This is a genomic window from Nostoc sp. S13, from assembly GCF_029379315.1.
GTDB lineage: Bacteria > Cyanobacteriota > Cyanobacteriia > Cyanobacteriales > Nostocaceae > Nostoc.
In genome coordinates, this window is record NZ_JAQYWQ010000071.1 from 1 (window position 1) to 21,783 (window position 21,783).

Annotated in this window: 17 protein-coding genes and 1 other RNA gene; 12 read left to right on the plus strand and 6 right to left on the minus strand. The window is 42.4% G+C overall.

Annotated features, from left to right (window positions below):
- Nucleotides 1-404 precede the first annotated feature (404 nt).
- Together PUQ00_RS20390 and trxA are read right to left on the minus strand one after the other, a co-directional pair.
- A complete protein-coding gene (locus tag PUQ00_RS20390; protein WP_300420050.1) occupies nucleotides 405-569 on the minus strand; it encodes a hypothetical protein in 165 nt (54 codons plus the stop codon).
- Between the two features lie 217 nt (nucleotides 570-786).
- On the minus strand, nucleotides 787-1,104 hold the full coding sequence (trxA, locus tag PUQ00_RS20395) for a thioredoxin (RefSeq protein WP_300420051.1): 318 nt from the start codon (nucleotides 1,102-1,104) through the stop codon (nucleotides 787-789).
- A gap of 391 nt (nucleotides 1,105-1,495) precedes the next feature.
- Here trxA and fabG point away from each other — a divergent pair, with 391 nt between their 5' ends.
- The gene (fabG, locus tag PUQ00_RS20400; RefSeq protein WP_300420053.1) at nucleotides 1,496-2,242 is read left to right on the plus strand and encodes a 3-oxoacyl-[acyl-carrier-protein] reductase; all 747 of its coding nucleotides are present in this window, start codon (nucleotides 1,496-1,498) and stop codon (nucleotides 2,240-2,242) included.
- 563 nt (nucleotides 2,243-2,805) lie between these two features.
- On the opposite strand, the gene PUQ00_RS20405 is transcribed toward fabG, so the two are convergent.
- Nucleotides 2,806-3,888 (minus strand): MraY family glycosyltransferase, encoded by a 1,083-nt coding sequence (locus PUQ00_RS20405; RefSeq protein ID WP_300420056.1) that lies wholly within the window; start codon nucleotides 3,886-3,888, stop codon nucleotides 2,806-2,808.
- Nucleotides 3,889-4,045: 157 nt separating this feature from the next.
- Between PUQ00_RS20405 and groL the strand changes: the two genes are divergently transcribed.
- The 4 genes from groL to rnpB all read left to right on the plus strand — a co-directional run bounded on the left by groL (nucleotide 4,046) and on the right by rnpB (nucleotide 8,695).
- The gene (gene groL / locus PUQ00_RS20410) at nucleotides 4,046-5,722 is read left to right on the plus strand and encodes a chaperonin GroEL (RefSeq protein WP_300420059.1); all 1,677 of its coding nucleotides are present in this window, start codon (nucleotides 4,046-4,048) and stop codon (nucleotides 5,720-5,722) included.
- 600 nt (nucleotides 5,723-6,322) lie between these two features.
- Nucleotides 6,323-7,465 carry a magnesium/cobalt transporter CorA gene (gene corA, locus PUQ00_RS20415; RefSeq protein WP_300420060.1) on the plus strand — a complete coding sequence of 381 codons (1,143 nt, stop codon included), beginning with the start codon at nucleotides 6,323-6,325 and terminating at the stop codon, nucleotides 7,463-7,465.
- A gap of 64 nt (nucleotides 7,466-7,529) precedes the next feature.
- Nucleotides 7,530-8,225, plus strand: a complete 696-nt coding sequence (locus PUQ00_RS20420; RefSeq protein ID WP_300420063.1) for a hypothetical protein — start codon at nucleotides 7,530-7,532, stop codon at nucleotides 8,223-8,225.
- 48 nt (nucleotides 8,226-8,273) lie between these two features.
- Nucleotides 8,274-8,695: RNase P RNA component class A (rnpB, locus tag PUQ00_RS20425), an RNA gene on the plus strand.
- Between the two features lie 219 nt (nucleotides 8,696-8,914).
- Here the strand turns inward: rnpB and PUQ00_RS20430 are convergent.
- Nucleotides 8,915-9,298: a hypothetical protein gene (locus PUQ00_RS20430; RefSeq protein WP_300420066.1), complete on the minus strand. Its 384-nt coding sequence runs from the start codon at nucleotides 9,296-9,298 to the stop codon at nucleotides 8,915-8,917.
- A gap of 124 nt (nucleotides 9,299-9,422) precedes the next feature.
- Between PUQ00_RS20430 and PUQ00_RS20435 the strand changes: the two genes are divergently transcribed.
- From PUQ00_RS20435 to PUQ00_RS20460, 6 genes are all read left to right on the plus strand, one after another.
- Nucleotides 9,423-9,617, plus strand: coding sequence for a hypothetical protein (locus tag PUQ00_RS20435; RefSeq protein WP_300420068.1), 195 nt, complete (start codon nucleotides 9,423-9,425; stop codon nucleotides 9,615-9,617).
- Between the two features lie 265 nt (nucleotides 9,618-9,882).
- Complete coding sequence (gene rnc / locus PUQ00_RS20440; RefSeq protein WP_300420070.1) at nucleotides 9,883-10,602, plus strand: ribonuclease III; 720 nt, start codon at nucleotides 9,883-9,885, stop codon at nucleotides 10,600-10,602.
- A gap of 106 nt (nucleotides 10,603-10,708) precedes the next feature.
- Nucleotides 10,709-11,734, plus strand: coding sequence for a Gfo/Idh/MocA family oxidoreductase (locus tag PUQ00_RS20445; RefSeq protein WP_300420072.1), 1,026 nt, complete (start codon nucleotides 10,709-10,711; stop codon nucleotides 11,732-11,734).
- A gap of 766 nt (nucleotides 11,735-12,500) precedes the next feature.
- A complete protein-coding gene (locus tag PUQ00_RS20450; protein ID WP_300420113.1) occupies nucleotides 12,501-12,653 on the plus strand; it encodes a fasciclin domain-containing protein in 153 nt (50 codons plus the stop codon).
- A gap of 107 nt (nucleotides 12,654-12,760) precedes the next feature.
- Nucleotides 12,761-13,093, plus strand: coding sequence for a response regulator (locus PUQ00_RS20455; RefSeq protein ID WP_300420075.1), 333 nt, complete (start codon nucleotides 12,761-12,763; stop codon nucleotides 13,091-13,093).
- Nucleotides 13,094-14,352: 1,259 nt separating this feature from the next.
- Nucleotides 14,353-18,576, plus strand: coding sequence for a chemotaxis protein CheB (locus tag PUQ00_RS20460; RefSeq protein ID WP_300420078.1), 4,224 nt, complete (start codon nucleotides 14,353-14,355; stop codon nucleotides 18,574-18,576).
- Nucleotides 18,577-18,707: 131 nt separating this feature from the next.
- Here PUQ00_RS20460 and PUQ00_RS32885 read toward each other — a convergent pair whose 3' ends face one another.
- Complete coding sequence (locus PUQ00_RS32885; RefSeq protein ID WP_366145967.1) at nucleotides 18,708-18,839, minus strand: DUF1830 domain-containing protein; 132 nt, start codon at nucleotides 18,837-18,839, stop codon at nucleotides 18,708-18,710.
- 263 nt (nucleotides 18,840-19,102) lie between these two features.
- Here PUQ00_RS32885 and PUQ00_RS20465 point away from each other — a divergent pair, with 263 nt between their 5' ends.
- Nucleotides 19,103-19,315: a hypothetical protein gene (locus tag PUQ00_RS20465; protein WP_300420080.1), complete on the plus strand. Its 213-nt coding sequence runs from the start codon at nucleotides 19,103-19,105 to the stop codon at nucleotides 19,313-19,315.
- Nucleotides 19,316-19,431: 116 nt separating this feature from the next.
- On the opposite strand, the gene PUQ00_RS20470 is transcribed toward PUQ00_RS20465, so the two are convergent.
- Complete coding sequence (locus PUQ00_RS20470) at nucleotides 19,432-21,744, minus strand: NACHT domain-containing NTPase (RefSeq protein WP_300420082.1); 2,313 nt, start codon at nucleotides 21,742-21,744, stop codon at nucleotides 19,432-19,434.
- Nucleotides 21,745-21,783: the final 39 nt, after the last annotated feature.

Genomic DNA, 21,783 nt, shown 5'->3' on the forward strand with positions numbered 1-21,783 from the left:
AAACCTCTCCGTATTCTCTCTTAGTCTTGTTCAGAAATCAAATAGGAGTCCTATAGATGGAAAGTGTCTTTTAGGTGCGTCTAAGCTGAAAGTATATTCTTCATATTTAACCCATTCATTATTGGCAAGACTATTTATTCACACCCTTTCACAGCATAACTAGCAAGCGGATATCCTCCCAAAAATAACACTCCTGAAAAGGAGTGTCGAGGAGAAAATAATAACTAATAAATAGAAACTCGCTAAATGATTATCGAGTAATCTTATTTTGTGTTTTAGAAAAATATGGTCGCTTTGTCGAAAATATGCTGTTCAAAGCTGGTGCGATGCATACGGCCGGCTACGCTGCACTAAAAATAAAGTAAGTAACCCTAGCCCATCCTAGATATCGCCCTAGAGATAACTTAATTGTTTCTTCTACCTAAGTTAGCAGTTTGATTTGAAATTTGGTGTTTTTGTATAACCTGCTCAATCTGGCAAGTTACCGCATCAATTCTATGTTTAACTTTATCAAAGTCAATATTCACCCAAATATAGGCTTTATCAGGTTTTTGCTCTTTATAATTCATATATTCCTTTACTTGTCAAGATATTTTGTTATATCTATACAATATATACATCTCAATTTCTAAACCACTTTCTCTAGACATATAAGTAGATATGCTTAATATTTACTTAAGATTTTACTCGGTGATTCGTAGGGCTACAGCTAGCTGTGCAATCCCATTAAAAAAGAGGCGATATTCCGCGCCTCTGGCAGCTAAAATCCAAATTTTAAGTGTTAGCTTAAACTTTTGTTTGCAGATATTGTACTAACTGCGGTGCTTGCATCACTCCCTCTATCCGATCTACAGCCTGACCCTGCTTAAATAGTACTAAGGTTGGGAGAGAGGCAATTTTATACTGAGTCGCCAAATCTGTGTATTTTTCTGTGTCGATTTTGACGATCCGTAGGCGATCCTTAAGTTGGGCATTGACTTGCTCTAAAATTGGTACCATCATCTGACAGGGGCCACACCAGTCAGCATAAAAATCTACTAATACAGGTACATCAGAAGCAGACAGCATCTCTTCAAAGCTGTTAAATTGCTTTTTAGTTGCCATATGACACACACCGATTTTCAATTGTTTGTTTCAATAGTAATTCTTAGAAAATAAAATCGGTATAGATTTATGGGTTTTTGTTGGGAAAAGATTAGATGAGTCAATCTAGACTGATTTGCCAGCCAAAAATCTTAAATAATTATAATAAAATACGTATATTATTCTTGTTTGTGCATATGCACTAAATATGTATTTAAACCTATTCTGACCAGGCAAATAATTATTGTTCATAATATAACTGATTATTTATTATCTATCAGCTATCTAATTTCCATCATCCTAGCAAGATTGTTACCCCGCAAGAGTTAGATTTTATCCAGACAATATTCAGATGTTCCCTAAATCACCATAAGATAATTAGCGCGGTATTTCTCAGATTGAGGAAGATTAAATGACACTATTACAAGATAAAGTCGCAATTGTCACAGGTGCATCACGAGGAATTGGGCGAGCGATCGCAATTGAATTAGCCACACAAGGAGCGATCGCAGTTGTCAATTATGCCAGTTCGAGCGCAGCTGCTGAGGCAGTTGTTACAGAAATTACAGCAGCAGGAGGTCAGGCGATCGCTATCCAAGCTGACGTTTCTAAAATTGATCAAGTAGAGGCACTAGTTAACGCCGTGATCGAAAAGTTCAGCCGTGTGGATATCTTAGTTAACAACGCAGGTATCACCCGCGACACCCTGCTTTTGCGTTTGAAGCCAGAAGATTGGCAAGCTGTGATAGACCTTAATCTTACTGGTGTTTTCTTATGTACACGCGCCATCAGTAAAATCATGCTCAAACAGCGATCGGGACGGATTATCAACATTACCTCCGTAGCTGGGCAAATGGGCAACCCAGGTCAATCGAATTACAGCGCTGCCAAAGCAGGTGTAATCGGCTTCACCAAAAGCGTTGCCAAAGAACTTGCTTCTCGCGGCATCACTGTTAACGCCGTCGCCCCTGGATTCATTGCCACCGATATGACCAGCAATCTGAACAACCCCGAAGATATTCTGAAATACATTCCACTCGGTCGCTTCGGTCAGCCCGAAGAAGTCGCTGGGATGGTGCGTTTCCTCGCTGCCGATCCCGCCGCCGCCTACGTCACTGGACAAGTTTTTAATGTTGATGGCGGCATGGTAATGGCCTAAATAGTGCTGAGTTAGGAGTTAGTAATTTTCGTAGGGTGTGTTACGCCTTCGGCGTAACACACCCTATAAACAATTTATATTTCTTCATATACATTAAATTTTTCTCCCCGACTACAGTTTACTGGTTCTATAGAAGACTTTCGCTTGTTAGATGGAAAACATTTGGAATTTATTAATCCTTAAAGCCCAAACCAAAGGGAAAATTATGCCCCTGTGCACTTTCACAAAGGCTCGAAATTTTTCCCAGTTGGTGATTTTGTGGTTATGACCGAAAACGAAAAGGGTACAAGCCCCTAAATTTATTTATGGAGAACAGAAAAAATGTATTTCAAGACGCAGAGCGCGAGAAATACTAAGTTATTATTACAAGCCCCTAAATTGATTTATGGGGATTATTAATTTTTAATTTTTAATTTTTAATTTTTAATTCCCAGAAGGGGTTGACCAGGCGACTGATTCCGCCTCGCCTGTTTACATCACCCAACAGCCCGTTGTAGAGATCCCTTCCATCCAGAGAATAAACCATAGTAGGGCTAGCATTGTAATGCCCACCCTACAAGCAACTAAGGCTGTTGGCGTATCCTTTGCCAGATAGTAAAGCCCAAAAGAGCGATAATGCTAGTGGCGGTAGCCAGCATCACAGCCAAACTCATACCTTGTATTCTCATCGCCAGCAAGTTGAAAACTAAAGTAATTGACCAAAGCGTGAACGCAGCATTGCGCTGGGAGAGTCCCCAAGCAAGTAAGCGGTGGTGCAGGTGGTCTTTGCCAGGAGTACTCAGAGGGTTATTTCCTGCTAGTAGCCGCCGCACAAATACTTGAGTGGTATCTAGCACTGGCAACAACAGAAATAAAACCGTAGGAATTAACGCATAAACTGTGTTTTGTTGCAGTTTACCTAAAATACTAGTTGCTGCCAGCACATAACCGAAAAAGTATGCTCCGGCATCACCCATAATAATTCGTGACGGATGGAAGTTATGGCGCAAAAAGCCCAGTGCAGCACCTCCCAAGGCTGCGAGTACCAAGATTGCTGCTGCACGGTTGTTAAATTGGGCTGCAACCGCCAACAAACTCATGGCGGTAATAAAGCTGATTCCTCCTGCCAAGCCATCCATCCCATCCATCAAGTTGATGGCGTTGGTAATCCCTACTACCCACAGTACTGTTACCAACATGGACAGGAACGAGTCAATGGGGGTGCCAAACATCACTTTGACGCTGATGCCATTAGCTACCAGCAACAGAGCCGTGACAATTTGCGCCCACAATCGAACAGAGGGCGGTAAACCGAACTGATCATCGATAAAGCCCACAAGGACTAATATCGAACCCCCCAACAGAATAGTGAGTACCTGAGCCAATACGTTTTGGAGTTCGATCGGTCGTAAAAGGCTAGCTAATACCAGCGCGGCAATTACACCCGCGTAGATAGCCAGCCCCCCTGCATTGGGTAAAGGTTCTCGGTTGAGTCGCCGGGCGTTGGGTTGATCAGCCCAACCTACCTGCAAGGCGAATTTGCGTACTGTCGGAATTAAACGCCAAGTTACAACCCAAGCCAAGAGGAACGTAAATACTACCGCCAACCAGCCGGTGCCGCTAGGGTCGGCAATACCGAGGGACTTAAGGGAGTTGTCTAGATTCATCTCCCAATTCAAGCATTACTGCCAGTATCTAATATGAGCATCACCTGTATATTAATCAATTTTTTTATTTCCATTTATAAATTGAGCGGCTTGGGAGATTAGCACTCTTGACGTGTGAGTGCTAAATTGTCTAATGGAAGCGCTGGAGAAATAAAACATGGCGAAAATTATTGCATTTAACGAGGAATCGCGGCGAGCTCTAGAAAGGGGTGTTAACGCCCTTGCGGATGCCGTAAAAATCACCTTGGGGCCCAAAGGTCGGAATGTCCTTTTAGAGAAAAAATTTGGCGCACCTCAAATTGTCAACGATGGTATCACTGTTGCCAAGGAAATTGAATTAGAAGATCCTTTGGAAAATACTGGTGCAAGACTCATCCAGGAAGTAGCCTCAAAAACTAAAGATGTTGCTGGGGATGGCACTACCACAGCCACAGTTTTAGCACAAGCCTTAATTCGGGAAGGTTTGAAGAACGTCGCTGCGGGTAGTAACCCAGTTAGTTTGAAGCGCGGGATCGACAAAACTATTGAGGCACTGGTGAAAGAAATTGCCAGGGTAGCCAAGCCAGTAGAAGGAAGTGCGATCGCTCAAGTTGCTACTGTCTCAGCTGGCAATGATGAAGAAGTTGGCCAAATGTTAGCCGAAGCAATGGAAAAAGTCACCAAAGATGGTGTAATTACCGTTGAAGAATCTAAATCCCTAACCACTGAACTAGAAGTAGTTGAGGGGATGCAGATTGACAGGGGCTATATTTCCCCCTATTTTGTCACCAACAACGAGCGACAAATAGTCGAATTTGAAAACGCCCGTATCCTGGTGACAGATAAAAAAATCAGCAGCATCCAGGATTTAGTGCCGATTTTGGAAAAAGTTGCCCGTTCTGGTCAGCCCTTGCTGATCATCGCTGAAGATGTCGAAGGTGATGCTTTGGCAACTCTGGTGGTGAACAAAGCGCGGGGTGTACTGGCTGTGGCTGCAATTAAAGCGCCTGGATTTGGCGATCGCCGCAAAGCTTTGTTAGAAGATATTGCTATTCTCACCGATGGACAGTTGATTTCTGAAGAAATCGGCTTAAGCTTGGATACCGCTGCTCTAGAAGCGCTGGGAACTGCCCGCAAAATCACCATTGACAAAGAAACCACCACAATTGTCGCTGGCAGTGTCACCAAGCCAGAGGTACAAAAGCGGATTGCTCAAATTCGCAGACAGTTGGAAGAAACCGATTCTGAATACGATCAAGAAAAACTGCAAGAACGCATCGCCAAGCTCGCTGGCGGTGTGGCAGTGATTAAAGTGGGTGCGGCAACCGAAACCGAACTCAAAGACCGCAAACTGCGGATTGAAGACGCGCTGAACGCTACTAAAGCCGCCGTGGAAGAAGGTATTGTTCCTGGTGGTGGGACGACCCTAATTCACTTAGCTAAGACGGCTGAAGGGATTAAAAACAGCCTAGAAAACGAAGAAGAAAAAATTGGGGCTGATATTGTCGCACGAGCGCTAGAAGCTCCCTTGCGCCAAATAGCAGACAACGCCGGTGCTGAAGGTTCTGTGATCGTCTCTAGAGTCCGCGATACCGACTTCAACATTGGCTACAACGCTGCTACTGGGGAATTTGAAGACTTGATCGCTGCTGGCATTATCGATCCTGCCAAAGTCGTGCGTTCAGCTTTGCAAAACGCTGGTTCCATTGCTGGTTTGGTCTTAACCACCGAAGCGATCATTGTTGAAAAGCCGGAGAAGAAATCCGCCGCTCCTGCCCCTGATATGGGCGGTATGGGCGGTATGGGTGGTATGGGCGGTATGGGCGGCATGGGCGGCATGGGCGGCATGTTCTAACTTCTGCTGACCCAGATCAATATTATTTTTTAAACAGTTTGTCTTGCCAAGGCAAACTGTTTTTTATAGGATTGCTGATTTAGAGCCGATATGTTATCTGTATTCCTGGGAAGTAGCTGGGCGTAAATAAACTTACAGCAGTTTTCATCTAATTGAACCACACCTGTTGTAAAAACATTGCTCATGCGTGTCAACTTAAGCTAAAACCCCTTTAAAGCCTCGTTAAGAGCCTCTGGCTGGAAATGCAAATACAAAAGCGGCTCTGCCGCGAGTTACGAAGGCGGAGCCTCAACAACGGGCATTCCCAGTCTGAGACTCTTAACGAGATCAGAGATAATCTCTAAAAACTTGTTCTAGAGTGGCTTTCACCTTAAGTTGATCCAGATGAGCAATGTTTCGTACCGCGCTTTTCAATGATTAATTGTGAGTACAACTGACTACCAACGAAATGCTGATGATCAAATTAGCCACCTAAATAATTTCTTAATCTAGAAATTACCGTATTTGATATTATTAAATTTTGTAAAATTAGGTGTAAGTTGTCAGTTGTTTTTCCGACTGACAACTTACACGTAACTAATAACTATTAGGTAATATTTAATGACACGAAAACAGCGACGCCTCCCCAAAATAGTAAATAGAGCAGATGAAGATGAGTTCTATCACCAACCAGGAACTCTACCTGGAACCATTATTATTGATGCAGATGCTCCACCACCGATAATTTTCTTGATTGACTATAACCAAACGAATTTCACCCGTGAACAAATAGCAACCCCAGAGGAGTGTGTCCCATATCTGGAGATGGAATCTATTTCTTGGGTAGACGTACAAGGTTTAGGCAGTCAAGACATATTACAACGATTGGGTAACGTTTTTAAGTTACATCCTCTAGTTTTAGAAGATGTAGTCAATGTACCTGAGCGTCCCAAAACAGAGGATTATGAAGACCAATTGCTATTCATTAGCCGCATGGTAGTAGCAAAAGAAAGAACATGTGGTTTTTACAGCGAGCAAGTGAGTTTAATATTAGGTAAAAATTATTTGCTGACAGTCCAAGAGGAACCAGAACATGATTGCTTTGAAGCGGTGCGATCGCGAATTGAAAAAAACAAAGGTATCATCCGTAAACAGGGAGCTGATTATTTAGCTTACGCGGTGTTAGATGCAATTATTGATGGCTTTTTCCCAGTGCTGGAGCTTTATGGGGAGCGAATCGAAGAGTTAGAGGAGGAAGTAATAGTTAAACCTACTCCGCAAACACTACAACATATTTATCAAATTAGGCGAGAATTACTACAACTACGTCGTGCTATCTGGCCTCAGAGGGATGCAATTAATTCCTTAATTCGAGATGGCAGTGATTTGATTAGTGAAGAAGTGCGAATCTACCTGCGAGATTGTTATGACCATACGGTACAAGTAATGGATATGGTGGAAACTTATCGAGAATTAGCATCTGGATTAATGGATGTGTACCTTTCGGCAGTGGGCAACAAAATGAATGAAATCATGAAGGTGCTTACAATAGTTTCAACAATTTTTATTCCACTGACTTTTGTGGCAGGAATATATGGTATGAATTTCAGTACTGAAAAATCGCCATATAATATGCCTGAATTGAATTGGTATTGGGGCTACCCAATTTGCTTGGCAGTAATGGCTGCGATCGCACTTGGTTTGCTATTCTTTTTTTGGCAACGCGGCTGGCTACAAAATTCTGTAACAATCAAGCGCAATTAAAAATTGCAGATGAGCAATCAGTCGAATATATATTCATTAGCACCGGGAGTTAAGATTCTGAGTTATGAGGAGTAGCGACCAGAATTTAGTAGTTTTGACGGTTTATATTATCGGTGTTTCCTATGTTTTTAACCGCATGGTTGAATCCATCGACGACCAAATTAAGTTTGAGTTTAAAAAAGGAATCGTTGACGAGCAACTCAAAGAACACAATCTCGACGATAAAATTGGAATTTCTTTTAAACTAAAATCTTCATACCCAATTGACGATTTGAAAGATTTAGGAATTAGCATTGAAAATAAATCTGAAAATATTGCTGTATACGTTGACTGGGACAACAGCTCTTTAGTAGTTGAACATAGTAAGCAATCGCGTCGTGTGATTCGGAAATCACCAGACTTAACCCGCGACTTAGCAGTACCCCAAAGTCCTAGCCTGATTGCTCCCAAGAAAACACTTTCTGAAACGGTGACAGCAGAAGATGTTTTCGAGCGCGATCAAGTAACTGGAACCTACTTAGCTAAAAAACCACTAATTGATATCAACGGGCTGCAAAAAGGGCAAAAAAATTTGTACAACGACTTTCTTAACAGAAGAAAGTCGTTGGACTTTTCGCTGCAACTGGTGCTTAGGATATCTGAAGTGCGTTTAGGTCTAGCCCCAGGTCGTGATTTTCCTGCCATTAGTATTATCAATTGTCCTTTCACAGTCAGGAAACTACCTTGGACTTACGCTTTACCTTGGAATAAAAAAAAGTAATATTAACCAGACATACTATCCCATCCAAGATTACACTGGATCTAAGGAGAGAGTAGGCGCAGGCAGTTGCAGATCAGTCATAGTCACTGGTTTGAGGAAAGTCCGGACTCCCGAAAGACCAAACTTGCTGGATAACGTCCAGTGCGAGCGATCGTGAGGATAGTGCCACAGAAAGATACCGCCAATCAATTTTGGATTTTAGATTTTAAATTTTGGATTGAATCTAAAATCCAAAATCCAAAATCCAAAATTCTTTGGTAAGGGTGCAAAGGTGCGGTAAGAGCGCACCAGCAGTATCGAGAGGTGCTGGCTCGGTAAACCCCGGTTGGGAGCAAGGCGATAGGAACTACGGTTGGTCTTTTACCAGTTCCGCTCAATGAGAGCCGCTAGAGGCGTTTGGTAACAGGCGTCCCAGATAGATAACTGCCCTCGCAAGAGAACAGAACCCGGCTTACTACCTAGTCTTTCCCCTGTAATGGAGTATGAACCTTTCACGGTTTGTACTCCATTATTTTTTGTACGCATTTTGTGCGATCGTTAATTGATCTAGGACTTACGCACGAGTTACGGAATAACGAACCGCAGAGGCGCAGAGTACACGGAGAGAAGTCGGAGCGGCGGCTTCCGCCGATCTGAACTTCGGTGGAAATCAGAGTTTCAGAGATATTTTGCGTAAGTCATATGATCATTTAGAGCATTCCCAATATCTCTAATGCTGTATCCAGATGCCATTTAACCCGATAGAGTCCAAACAGCTTCTCTTGACTGTACCGTGCTGGGTACTCTAGCTTCCTTCCCTCCATCGTCACCTTCAGCAATGCTGACTGCTCCAGTGTCGGTGTTCCCATAGCCTCTAGCGTTGCTTCTAGCGCTTCTACTTGAGAGAATATAGGAGACTTCAATCCTTTATTTTCTGAAACTTGCTTGCAGGCTATAACAGGGAACGTCAGAAGTGCGTTAATGTATGATGCCTTATCAGCAGGGTTCCCTATTGCTTGGATGCCATACTGTATCAGACATAAATCCCGTAATGCTCTCAAGCTTTTAAATTCTAATTCTGTACGTGTAAACATAAAATAGAGTTACCTCTTGTAAAAGTGGGAATGGGTGGATGCATACCCTCAGAAAGTTTCATCCACCAATTAATCATTATTCAATATGCTTCCACATTAGTACAGCTTTATTAAGTAACGTAAAGTGTCTAAAGATAATCGCGGTAATCCAGATATTAAAAATTATGGTTTCAAAACTGACAGGGAAGAACCTCTGACTGAGAAGATGAACTTACGCATGACAAAATCCATGAAAGAGGAAGTGCAGCAACAAGATAACCCTCCTGAATTCTGTAGAGAAGCTATCCAAGAGAAGCTAGATAGAAATAAAGGGAAATAGTGAAAAGTTGTTAAAGTATTACTTCCAGAACTATTAAGATAGATAGCTAGTATTTATATCCTGCTCTCTCCCCCTTTTTTAGTGCTGAGTTACGAGTAAGGAATGGGCATTGGGCATTGGACATTGGTCATTATTAATTACTCTCTCCCTGCTCCCCCTGCTCCCCCTGCTCCCCCTGCTCTCCCTGCTCCCTGCTCCCCCTGCTCCCCCTGTTCCCCCTGCTCTCCCTGCTCCCTGCTCCCTGCCCCCTTCCCCTTGTCATGTAATGCCCCTTGCCTATCCACGCCGTCAACGGCAACTCGAAAGTTTAGTCCAAAAATTAGGTTTGTCGCTAGAAGCACCTATAAAATGGGAACTGCTGGATTTAGCGCTAACTCATCCTACTGTCTCTGATTCGGCAAATTATGAACAGCTAGAGTTTGTTGGCGATGCAGTGGTGCGGCTGGTGTCGGCTGTTGTGTTATGGGAAAATTATCCCGATTGTCCAGTAGGGGATTTTGCGGCAATTCGTTCGGTGTTGGTAAGCGATCGCATCCTCGCCCAATTGGCAAGAGTTTATGGTTTGGAGTTATACTTACTAGTCGCTGGCAGTGCTACTGCTGATAAAGTTGGTCTAGAGTCACGACTGGCAGATGCTTTTGAAGCAGTTCTGGGTGCGCTTTACTTCAGTACTCAAAATCTGGAACTGATCCGCTCTTGGCTAGATCCTCACTTCCAACAACTAACCACAGAAATTCGCCTCGATCCTGCCAGACTTAATTACAAAGCTGCTCTCCAAGAATGGACTCAGGCACAATTTAAAGTTTTACCAGAGTATCGGGTTATGGAAGCCAGTCAACCGCACCGCAATCTAGAACGTTTCGTGGCTGAAGTGTGGCTGCACGGAAACAAGCTAGGAGTTGGTAAGGGACGCTCGATCAAAACTGCTGAACAAGCCGCAGCTAAGGTAGCTTTTTTAGCAATTACTAATCCGGAAAAACCCTGAACTCAAAAGATTACAAATAAACTGATAATCAGTTGGTTATCATTAGTCATTTTTTATTTGACTAATGACAAATGACAAATGACAAATGACTAATGACAAATGACTAATGACAAACCAAATAAAAATTGCTGTCATCGGAGTTGGGCGTTGGGGAGTGCATCTGCTGCGGAATTTCTTAGCAGATCCCCAAGTAATTGTAGTTGCTGTAGTAGATCCACATCCAGAACGATTAGCGGCGGTAAAGCAGCAGTTTAACTTAGATAATAATGTATTATTAACAACACAGTGTCAGGATTTAAAGAAAGTACCAGGGTTAATAGGAGTGGCGATCGCTACTCCAGCCACCACCCACTATGCTTTAATTCAAGACGCTATTCAACAGGGATACCATGTTTTAGCAGAAAAACCTCTAACTCTCAACCCAGCAGAATGTTGGGAACTTTGCAAGTTGGCAGAACAGCATCATTTGATACTCATGGTTGACCATACTTATTTATTTCACCCAGCAGTTGAGCGAGGAAAAACTGTAGTACAAGCGGGTAAATTAGGAGATTTACGCTATGGCTACGCCACCCGCACCCATTTGGGGCCTGTCCGGCAAGATGTTGATGCGCTGTGGGACTTAGCTATTCACGATATTGCTATCTTTAACGCTTGGCTCGGTCAAATTCCTGTGAAAGTACAAGCAACGGGTACGGTGTGGCTACAGGGATGTAGGGAGCAGGGATTAGCTGACGTAGTATGGCTGACACTGACATATCCAGATGGCTTTCAAGCTTATATTCACCTCTGCTGGCTGAATCCTGATAAACAGCGACGGCTGGGGATTGTGGGCAGCCTTGGCAGCTTGATTTTTGATGAAATGTCATTATCATCACCTCTTACCCTACTACATGGGGAGTTTGAACAGCAGGGCAATCAATTTATTCCTGTGAATCAAAAGCAGGTAGTGCTGGAATTAGAGCCAGGGGAACCATTACAGAGAGTTTGCTCCTCCTTTGTTGTCTCTATTCTCAACAATACTCCCTCAGAGGTTTCATCTGGGTGGATAGGCACTGAGTTAGTAGAAATTCTTGCTGCTCTAACAGTATCTCTTGAGCAAGACGGCAAACCGATTTTTCTTGACCGGTAATTTTCCCTAGAGAATTCAAATTGATTGCACTTTTTGCACTAATCTATCAATATCCACCACAGAAGGCTAGATGAATTCTTCTTGGTCAATAGACTTATCCGGAAATGAGAACTTTATTTGGCTGAAACCTAGCTCTGGAGAGGGTTTTAGAGGTTCCTGTTTTATATAAGCTAAAAAGCCAGCTATGTAAGGGTTTCAGCTATTTTGAGGTTTATTTGTGGATAAGTCTAATAGACATCTGGTGAAATTAAATATGCGTTATCTAGAACCCTTGTAGAGACGCGAAATTTCGCGTCTCTACATTCTTTTTCGGAGATATCTAATAAATTTTGCCGGGGGATTAGTACCAATCTCCCACCAGCTTGTAGTTTCGTGCCATCTGCATCTGACTGATTTTATTTGATCTTTGGCTCTAGTTTTATAAACTCAGTTTATCATTTTTAGCAACCAGCTTTTATACATTTCCCAACAAACGGTATCATAAACTACTATTTTTTGGCGCTTACAGAACTTTTCGGTCTACTTATGTTGATAGCAGTAGTTACTGATCATCGCCATCATTGAAATGTTTTCAGATCATAAAATTTATGACTATAAAATATACATTTTATACAACTTATACATTATTAAAACATTTATTGAAACATGAGTTTTAACAAGAGGATGTTATAGTAAACGTTGTTAATAAAATTTATGTTTAGTAGGTCAAATAAATGGTTATCAGTGATGTTGCCATGAAAGTTAGTTCCATTTACTAGTTGCTCCAATCAAAGCTGGTAAGGCAATAGATACTTTCAAAGGTAATAACCTGTTCACCGTTTTTGTACCTGCTGATGACACGTTTACTGAACTTCAAGCAAGCACAATAGATGCACTGCTTAAGGACATTCCCAAGCTCAATAAAATCTCAATTTTGTAACTGTGATGTATGTAAATAGTAGATTGAATACTAATTCCTCATTTCTTCAAGGACTACGAGTACTCCTTGTAGATAATGATGTAAATTTCTGCAATTCGCTCACGCTGATGTTGCAATCCTATGGTGTGAACGTGCAAGCGGCATTTTTAGTCCAGCAAGCTCTGGAAATATTTGTGCAATGGCAACCTGATGTCCTGTTGAATGGTATTTCCTCGTCAAAGGAGGATGGTTATGCTCTGATTCACCAAGTGAGAACACTTACGGGAGAGCGAGGCAAAGTAGTGCCAGCCATCGCTCTGACAGGCACTGTAACTGAAGATATGTATCAACATGCTCTCTTAGCTGGGTTTAGTCTATGCTTTGCTAAACCTGTAGTTATTGATGATTTCGTTGCTGTACTTGGCATTTTAGCAATTGCCAATAATCCTCATTTGCGCTGATGCTAACTAGCTCTAATTAATGTTTTAGATATAGTAGTCTAAGTTTTGCTAAGTAATGATATGAGTCATTTATTGGTGGGTATCATTATTTTGGAAACGTTACTAATGAACTTGATAAACGATAGGATTAATCTCATGATTTATAAAATGTATCTTTCAACTCAATTAGTTTTGCTCTTGAGTAGTGGAATTCTTGGTATTGGATTTATTCTAGCTTCCTACTTGTTGGCAGTGACTTGGATTTAGGAAACTTAAATTATTTATAGGTGAGAGTTTGGGAAGATTAGATAAAATATAAAACAGGAGTCAGAATTCAGAATTCAGAATTCAGAATACTCTACCCACAAGGGGATAGAGTTTTGATTACGAAAAATATTTATTTTACTTTCGCCCACTAGGGGCGAGGTTTTAACCAAGATTCATCACCCACTCGTACAGAATTCATGCTGAATTCTGACTCCTGAGGTCTGAATTATTCTAATAAAACTGTTAAATTTCCAAAATATTGAAGTTTAAAAGGGACTTATCCAATGTTAACTATGGAGATATTAAAAACCTCATTTTCAAGTTAAAATTTGGTTAATTGTCCTTTCTGCTATCTATAAATAATTTAGTGAGTCACAGATTTATTTATCTCCGTGCTTATTTCGATTTTTTTCTCTTGCAGACAATGGTTTACTTCCTTCACCAAGTCTTGATCAGGCTTTAATATTAAGTTAGTACCACTTATGTTCGGAACTTTAGCCTTAGCAAAAATCGGTTTATGTTATAATATAAACCGTTTGGCAATATCTCAGTTAATCTATTAGGTTTCCCCAACTTGGGCTAAGAGAGTAAAAACAAGGTGTAGCGGTGATTTGAGAGCTTAATTCATCTTGGGTACTTACCAGTAATAAAATACCCCAGCATCGATGAAAGCAAAGAAGTCTCATAAGGGCTAAAGATATAGTAGTTTAGTACGTCACGGCGGAAATAGAGCAACTATTTAAAAACCCTAAAGAGCTTATTCCGTAATACTTTTGACTTTTACTTCTCTACGAGAGGCTGCGCCAACGGCTACGCTCAGTACAAGTGACTTTTTACTTCCGCCTTGCGGTACTAGCCACAATATCTTTGAATCGGTGATGCTGGTGACAACAGGGGGTTTCTAATTTAATATTCTTTAATTTCTACACTCTTATAAATACACACCAAGTAACTAAACTGACCTAAAATATAAACCTTAGCTGCCAAACCATTGCAGTACTAAATTTCATCCTATGACCTCTGATCAACCCTTTGAGCAAGCTGCATCTGAATCTGCCGTTAATGAAGCGTTGGACGTAAAGGAGCTTGAGAATATAAATGCTTTATTTCCCATCGTAGGCATTGCCGCCTCTGCGGGTGGATTAGAGGCATTTACGCAGTTACTCAAGCATATGCTTACCGATACAGGAATGGCATTTGTGCTGATTCAACACTTAGACCCTAACCACAAGAGTCTGTTGAGCGAGATTCTGGCGAGAGCAACTCAAATGCCTGTCAATGAAGTGCAATCCGGAATGACTGTAGAACCAAACCAAGTCTACATCATTCCGCCTAACACTAAGATGATCTTGTCTGGTGGGGTGTTGCAACTGACGCCGCGAGAGAAAGTTCAGGGGAAATATATGCCTGGTGATGCGTTCTTTATTTCATTGGCAGCGGATCGAGGGCGCAAAGCGATCGCAGTGGTATTATCTGGAGCGGATGGAGACGGTTCACAAGGGCTGAAGGCAATCAAAGCAGCCGGAGGTGTGACTTTTGCTCAGTGTGAAGACACGGCCAAATTCGATAGTATGCCCAATACCGCTGTTGCCACAGGGAATGTCGATTTTGTGCTACCGCCTGGAAAAATTGCCGAGGAACTGATAAACCTCAGTCGCAATCCTTTTATTTCTAACTCACAGCCGCTGATAACGCCTCAGAAGTTCCCCGAACAGGGAAATGCCCTAGCGACTATTTTTGCGTTATTGCGATCGGCACTTGGCGTTGACTTCAGCCACTACAAGCCCAACACCCTTGAGCGCCGAATCCAGCGGCGAATGCTGTTGTACAAACTAGAACGATTAGAAGATTATGCCCAGTATTTACAAGACAATCCGAGTGAAGTCAAGGCGCTCTATGAAGAAATTCTGATCCACGTCACCAATTTTTTCCGCGACAGTGAAGCATTTCAACTATTGAAAGAGCGAGTCTTTCCTACGATCATGCTCTCCAACTCACCAGAGTTGCCGATTCGAATTTGGGTAGCGGGGTGTTCGACGGGCGAGGAGGTCTATTCAATTGTCATCTCCTTGCTAGAGTTTTTTTCGGATAAATTAACCCGACGGCCGATGCAGATTTTTGCCACAGACATCAGCGAGATGGCAATTGACAAAGCCAGATCCGGCATTTATACAGAGAATCAAATGGTGGAAGTCTCACCAGAGCGCCGCCGCAGATTCTTTAATACCCTTGAGGGCGGTAGATATCAAATTAGCAAATCTGTCCGCGACCTGTGTGTGTTTGCTCGACAAGACTTGGGCAGTGACCCCCCTTTTTCCAAGTTAGATTTAATTAGCTGTCGGAATGTACTGATTTATTTAGATGAAACGTTGCAAAAACGGATACTGCCCATCTTTCATTACAGTCTCAAGCCAACTGGTTTTTTACTGCTAGGGACTTCAGAAAGCACAGGTAAATATTCGGAGTTGTTTACTGTGATTGACAAAAAGCATAAAATGTATGGCAAGAAGTTAACCACAAATTGGCCAATTTTTTCGTTCGTTACTAGTAATTATCCCATGGCAAAACGGGACGAACCTGAACCTGAGAATTCAAATCCATGGGATGAGTTTGACTTAGAGAAAAAAACTGACCAACTGATCTTGAATCGCTATGCCCCAGTGAGTGTCGTGATCAACGACAAGATGGAGGTGCTGCAATTTCGGGGAGAAATCGATCTCTACCTCAAACTTACACCTGGGAAACCCAGTCTCAACTTATTCCAAATGGTGCGCTCCGGCTTGCTCCTCGAGCTACGCGCCACAATTTATCAGGCACAACGGCAAAAAATTCTAGTTAGAAAGGAAGGGTTACGGATTGAAGAGAGCGCTCAATCAAGAATCGTCAATCTTGAGGTGATTCCATTCAATCCTGGGACTGGCGAAGAAGTCTACTTTCTGGTTTTATTTGAACAAGCTCCACCCACGGTTAACAACCTTAGCTCTTTTAATCCTGAGAGCCAAGAGCAGCCAGACTTAGAGCGTGAGATTCTTCTGCTCAAGCAGGAACTTGCAACTGCCAAGCAAGGGCAGGCTGCGACTCAAGAGTATCTGGAAGCGGTAATCCAAGAGCAGGAGCATATCAATCAAGACCTGAAAGTTGCCAATGAAGAAATCCTCTCTAGTAATGAAGAGTTGCAAAGCACGAATGAGGAACTAGAAACTGCCAAAGAAGAGATTCAGGCAACCAACGAAGAACTCAACACAACCAATGAAGAACTTCGCTCTCGAAATCTGGAATTACACCAACTTAACAACGATCTGACGAATTTGCTTGCCAGTATCAATATCCCAATTTTGATATTGACTTCGGACTTACGCATTCGACGTTTTACGCCAATGGGGCAACGGCTTTTCAATTTAATTCCCGCCGATGGTGGACGACCCTTGAGCGACATCAGAACGAATCTCGATATTCCTGACTTAGAATCTCTAATTTTAGATGTACTTGACACACTCATTATCAAAGAATTAGAAGTCCAAACCTTTGGGGGACATTGGTACAACCTTCGCATCCGTCCTTATCGCACCATAGAAAACCAGATTGACGGGGTAGTGTTGGTATTGATAGATATTGATGTTCTTAAACGCAGTGCAGCAACCTTAGAAGAAGCCCGGAATTACGCTGAAGCAATTGTAGAGACGGTACAAGTGCCGTTAATCGTGCTTGATTCTGATTTGCGGGTGAACAAAGCCAATCGCTCGTTTTACGAAACGTTTCAGGTTTCAGAATCACAGACAGCGCAATCTTTGATTTTTGAACTAGGCAACGGTCAGTGGAACCTGCCCGGATTGCGATCGCTCTTAGAAGACATTCTCGCCAATAATACCAGTATTCAGAACTTGGAGGTAGAGCATGGTTTTGAGCAAATTGGGCAAAAAACCATGCTGCTCAATGGTTGGAAAATTATTCAACAGGGAGAACCTGAAAGAATTTTGCTGGCGATTGAAGATATTACGGAGCGCAAGCAGTTTGAGTTAGAGCGAGCGAATCTTCTAGCACAAGAACAGTCAGCCCGTCAACAGGCCCAAATCGCCAACCGAGCCAAAGATGAATTCCTGTCGAACCTCTCCCATGAACTTCGTAACCCGCTCAATACTATACTGGGCTGGGCGGAACTCTCGCGCAGCCGTGATTTCGATTCTTCAGTAACCACTCGTGCCTGGGAAGTGGTGGAGCGGAGTGCTAGGGTGCAAGCTCAGTTAATTGATGATATGCTGGATGTTTCACGGATTACAAGTGGAAAGCTTCATTTAAAGACTCGTCTAATTGATCTAGTTTCAGTAGTGGATGTCGCCATTGAGTTTGTCAAATTGTCCGCAGAGGCGAAAACCATTCAAATTGTTTCACAGTTGAACTCGGCGAGGGTTGTCGGAGATTTCGATCGCTTACAGCAAGTTCTATGGAATTTACTTTCTAACGCGATTAAGTTCACTCCAATCGGTGGGCGAGTGAGAATTATGCTCGAAGCTGTAGATACTTATGCTGAAATTCGAGTCAGCGACACAGGAATTGGCATCTCGGCAGACTTGCTGCCGTATGTGTTTGAGCGTTTCCGCCAAGGAGATTCCAGTAGCGGCAAAACAACTCAGGGACTTGGATTGGGCTTGTCAATTGTCCGTCATCTTATAGAACTTCACGGTGGAACAGTTCAAGCGCAAAGTCCAGGCGAGGGAAAAGGAACCACGCTCACCGTTAGGCTGCCTCTGCGCTCAATGCCGTTGGAGATTACACCGCCAATTGATTTAGAGCCGGGCGTTTTGCCAGAGATGGATACATTAAATGGTAAAAATCCACCCCTTAGCCTTGAAGGGTTATGTATCTTGGCTGTAGATGATCAAGCGGATAGCCGCGACTTAATCAAGTGGATGTTAGAAGACTTCGGGGCTGAAGTAGTGGTTGTGTCATCGGCAAGGGAAGCGATCGCTGCTCTGGCTGAATCTCCTGATAGATATAATCTGCTTCTAGCAGATATTGGGATGCCAAAGGAAGATGGTTACTCCTTGATTCGTCATGTGAGAGCGCTTGATGCCTCTGCGGGAGGACAAATTCCAGCAGTGGCAATCACTGCCTATGTCAGCGAGCAAGAGCAGCAAATGGCAATTGATGCTGGGTTCCAAATGCATATGGCTAAACCGATTGACCCGACTCAATTGGTATTGATGATTGCAAACTTGTGTGGACTCCGAGCCAGATGAATGAGTGGCTGTACTGCTGACTCAGTTGACAAATTGAGCCGGAAAATTTTTAGTAAGTAGGCGATCGTCAGCAATTTTATTTACTAAAACTACACTAGATAACCTGATTGGAGAAATTTTTAGTTAAGCTTTTAGTAGTGCTTTAAACAAGAGTTTTTATCCTGAAAAACAACACGTTTCAAGTACAAACTTGGAATATTTTGAATCCGAACTATCTTGAGATTAGGCGTATCATTGACATAAAACGCCAGAATTTTGTTGATATAGTCGGCAGATAAACTATCTAATCATTAAGTCATAACGGCGGATTATACAATCAATCTGTTGCTGGCAATTAGCTTGACATGCTGTTGTCAAAAATCATGTTGAAGCAAACGTTTCAATTACGTATAAATTGTATAATCTGCACCTAAAACATTCAAAAGTTATAGATGATATTTGACATTTTTATTTAAAAAGATACAAAACATATTTTATTTTTTCTACTAAAAATAAAGTATGAACTATGAATTGAGGAATCAAAAGCATGACTGCAACCTTCATGAAAGCACCTAAGTTTCGCAATACTCAATGGGTGAGCTTTGTTGGTGGAGAAGGGATTGTACGCAGCTACACACCTGAATATGGCACATGGACGTATCTCATTGAGATGGCATTAGGGCTAGAGCCTGACTTTGGCAGAGTTGGTGCAGAAACGATGATATTCCTCAAGGAGGCAGATTTGCGGCATAAAATCTGATTTAACAAGTGATGGGGGTTTAAGTCCCCTGTCTCTACAGGGACTTCTGTTTTGATGCCTAAGCTAAATCCCCGTCACAAAACGTAATTGCAAATTGTTTTAACCTAAGTTGATTCTTACAATCCCTGCCATTCTCGCTGGGAGAGTTCTTTTATCGGCAAGAACAAACTAGCTTCAATCTCCTGCCGCACAACGTCTGTTAGCTGACAGTTGCTATTGAGGCAATCGATAAGCAACTGATTGGCATAGTAATATTGTTGCAATACTTGCTCTTGCTCAGGGCTGAAGTACCAGTGATGCTGAATGTTTCGATGCTTGGCGATCATCGCCTTTAACTGCTCCAGCCAGGCAGGGAAACTTTTTTGCCACCATGTCTGAAACCTTTCTTTACTTTGTTTTGGATCAGGCAGTAGGTCTTTAAGTTGTTGTAAAGCTTGATGTAAGCCAGCATCTTGAACAATCGCTAAAGCATTACTTAAAGCATCGTCGCAGGCTAGGGCATCGCCAAAATTAGATTTGCAGTCAATACTGCATTCCATTACTAGCTTGTCCAATGCCGCATCCAAAAAAATACCCTGATCAAGGATGCAGGCAAGAGTAAAGGGTGGGGTAATAAGGTGAGGAGTCCTAGCTAGGGCAAGGTAAAACGCCCGAATTGCAGCAGGCTGGGGGGGAGCGACAAGCGACTTTTGGCTTGCCCAAGTTAAGAATTTTTGCAAATATGGATCTTCAGCCACTAGCGCATCAACTTGTTGCTTCATCAACTGCACCAGGAAATCTGCACTCCACAGCATGGCAACCGTTAACAAAAAGATTTCACGCCACCGGGGTTCAGTAATATGACTCACCAGACGTTCTAAGGGTTGTTCTAATGCTTGTAAATTATGACTGGCAACGATTTGTCGAGCAGTCAGGTATTCTTGAAACGTCAAATAAGAGAAGGAAAAAATCCCCCGCACTCGTTCTGCCAGTAATCCATGTTGCAACTCTATTGCCTTAAGTACCCCTTCACTATCTAATTGCAATTCTTCTGGTTCTGTCGAAGCATTCGGCAAATCACGGATATAGTCGCCAATGTATTGCTCAACAATGCGTTGTTCAAAAAAGTAATTACCCTGCTCAAATGTGGCGCTAGCAATTTGACTTAGCAACTTCAGCTTTTGTGGTAATAAAAAACCTTGGTACACTTCATCCCGCTCAATTGCTTTAGTTTCGTCCCATTTGATCAGTAAAAGGTCTAAACATTGCTTATAAAATGCAGCTTTTTGGATTGGGAATTTGTTCTGCTGATCAAAAACCCAGCAAGCGAGGTGCAAAAATAAAGGGTTGACGACAAGTCTCCGAAATTGTAAGTTTTCGGGCAAATCTAGTTTCAGGGTAAACTCAACTGCCTGTTCTTGCCTCTGGTGGACATTCGTTTTTGTGAATGCTGTAAACCACTTCTGAGCAAAAGCAACAATTTGCTCAGAGGTAAATGGGGCAATTTCGACATCTGTGAAGCGTCTGAGGCTGGAAGCTTTAGCCGCGGTGCGGCAAGTCACGACAAACATATTCTTTTGGTACTTTTCAGAGAGTCTGCGAATTTCGTTGACGACAGCGTTGCTCTGTTGATCGAGTACTTCATCTAATCCATCCAGCAACAGTAACACTCTGCCTTCCAACAACAAAGTTTCAACCACAGATGCATCTGAAATCCCAGAGGTAAGGAATTCCTTGCAAATATAGTTGAGTAAATGGAACTCCCCTACTTCTCCAGATTCGTCCGCAAAATCCCTTAAGGTAACAAAAATGGCCACCCGATTTGCGGCAAATCTACCTCGGTTGCATTGAATCGCCAGATGTTGCAAAAAGGTAGTTTTACCTGCTCCTGGTTTTCCCAACACCCGCAGCTTTGAGTAAGTTTCAACTGCACTAATACCCGCGATTTGTGTCTGGGATACCTCACCTAAGCCAAAGTAATCAAATTCTTTTGACGTAAAATTTTGCAAGTCAGCAAACTCTAACCACTGAAGGCTGGCAATCTCCTCCAAAATGTTAACATCGATGTAAATGTCGTCGATTCTAACAGGGCGACTAATATCTAATAACTGCAAAGTGCCGCACTGGTCTTGAATTTTGTCAAAGCGTTGCGATCGCACTTGTTGTACTAGAGCATCAATATCTAAAAATTCAGCACCAAGTTCTTTTGATTCCGAAAATTCTTCTGGAGGATTAGCCGCAATCTCCCGCCAATTCACCGACAACACCGAACAAATTTCTATAAAGATATGACGCTCAACCGGACGCCCAGTAAAAAACCGCCAAATTGGTTGGCGAGTCTTTAAGTTGACTTCAAAAGCCAAATTGTCTTGTGTCCAACCCTTATGAGCGAACGCTTTTTTGACTTCTTGAATCCCAGTGAGTGATGCCTGGAGCGATCGCTTGACCATAGGAGCTTACACACATCAAATAAGAATTCTTCAATTTGA

Coding starts and splice junctions, on each gene's coding strand:
- PUQ00_RS20390 (WP_300420050.1), bottom strand. CDS start 569: ATGAATTATAAAGAGCAAAAACCTGATAAAGCCTATATTTGGGTGAAT.
- trxA (WP_300420051.1), bottom strand. CDS start 1,104: ATGGCAACTAAAAAGCAATTTAACAGCTTTGAAGAGATGCTGTCTGCT.
- fabG (WP_300420053.1), top strand. CDS start 1,496: ATGACACTATTACAAGATAAAGTCGCAATTGTCACAGGTGCATCACGA.
- PUQ00_RS20405 (WP_300420056.1), bottom strand. CDS start 3,888: ATGAATCTAGACAACTCCCTTAAGTCCCTCGGTATTGCCGACCCTAGC.
- groL (WP_300420059.1), top strand. CDS start 4,046: ATGGCGAAAATTATTGCATTTAACGAGGAATCGCGGCGAGCTCTAGAA.
- corA (WP_300420060.1), top strand. CDS start 6,323: ATGACACGAAAACAGCGACGCCTCCCCAAAATAGTAAATAGAGCAGAT.
- PUQ00_RS20420 (WP_300420063.1), top strand. CDS start 7,530: ATGAGGAGTAGCGACCAGAATTTAGTAGTTTTGACGGTTTATATTATC.
- PUQ00_RS20430 (WP_300420066.1), bottom strand. CDS start 9,298: ATGTTTACACGTACAGAATTAGAATTTAAAAGCTTGAGAGCATTACGG.
- rnc (WP_300420070.1), top strand. CDS start 9,883: ATGCCCCTTGCCTATCCACGCCGTCAACGGCAACTCGAAAGTTTAGTC.
- PUQ00_RS20445 (WP_300420072.1), top strand. CDS start 10,709: ATGACAAACCAAATAAAAATTGCTGTCATCGGAGTTGGGCGTTGGGGA.
- PUQ00_RS20455 (WP_300420075.1), top strand. CDS start 12,761: ATGTTGCAATCCTATGGTGTGAACGTGCAAGCGGCATTTTTAGTCCAG.
- PUQ00_RS20460 (WP_300420078.1), top strand. CDS start 14,353: ATGACCTCTGATCAACCCTTTGAGCAAGCTGCATCTGAATCTGCCGTT.
- PUQ00_RS20465 (WP_300420080.1), top strand. CDS start 19,103: ATGACTGCAACCTTCATGAAAGCACCTAAGTTTCGCAATACTCAATGG.
- PUQ00_RS20470 (WP_300420082.1), bottom strand. CDS start 21,744: ATGGTCAAGCGATCGCTCCAGGCATCACTCACTGGGATTCAAGAAGTC.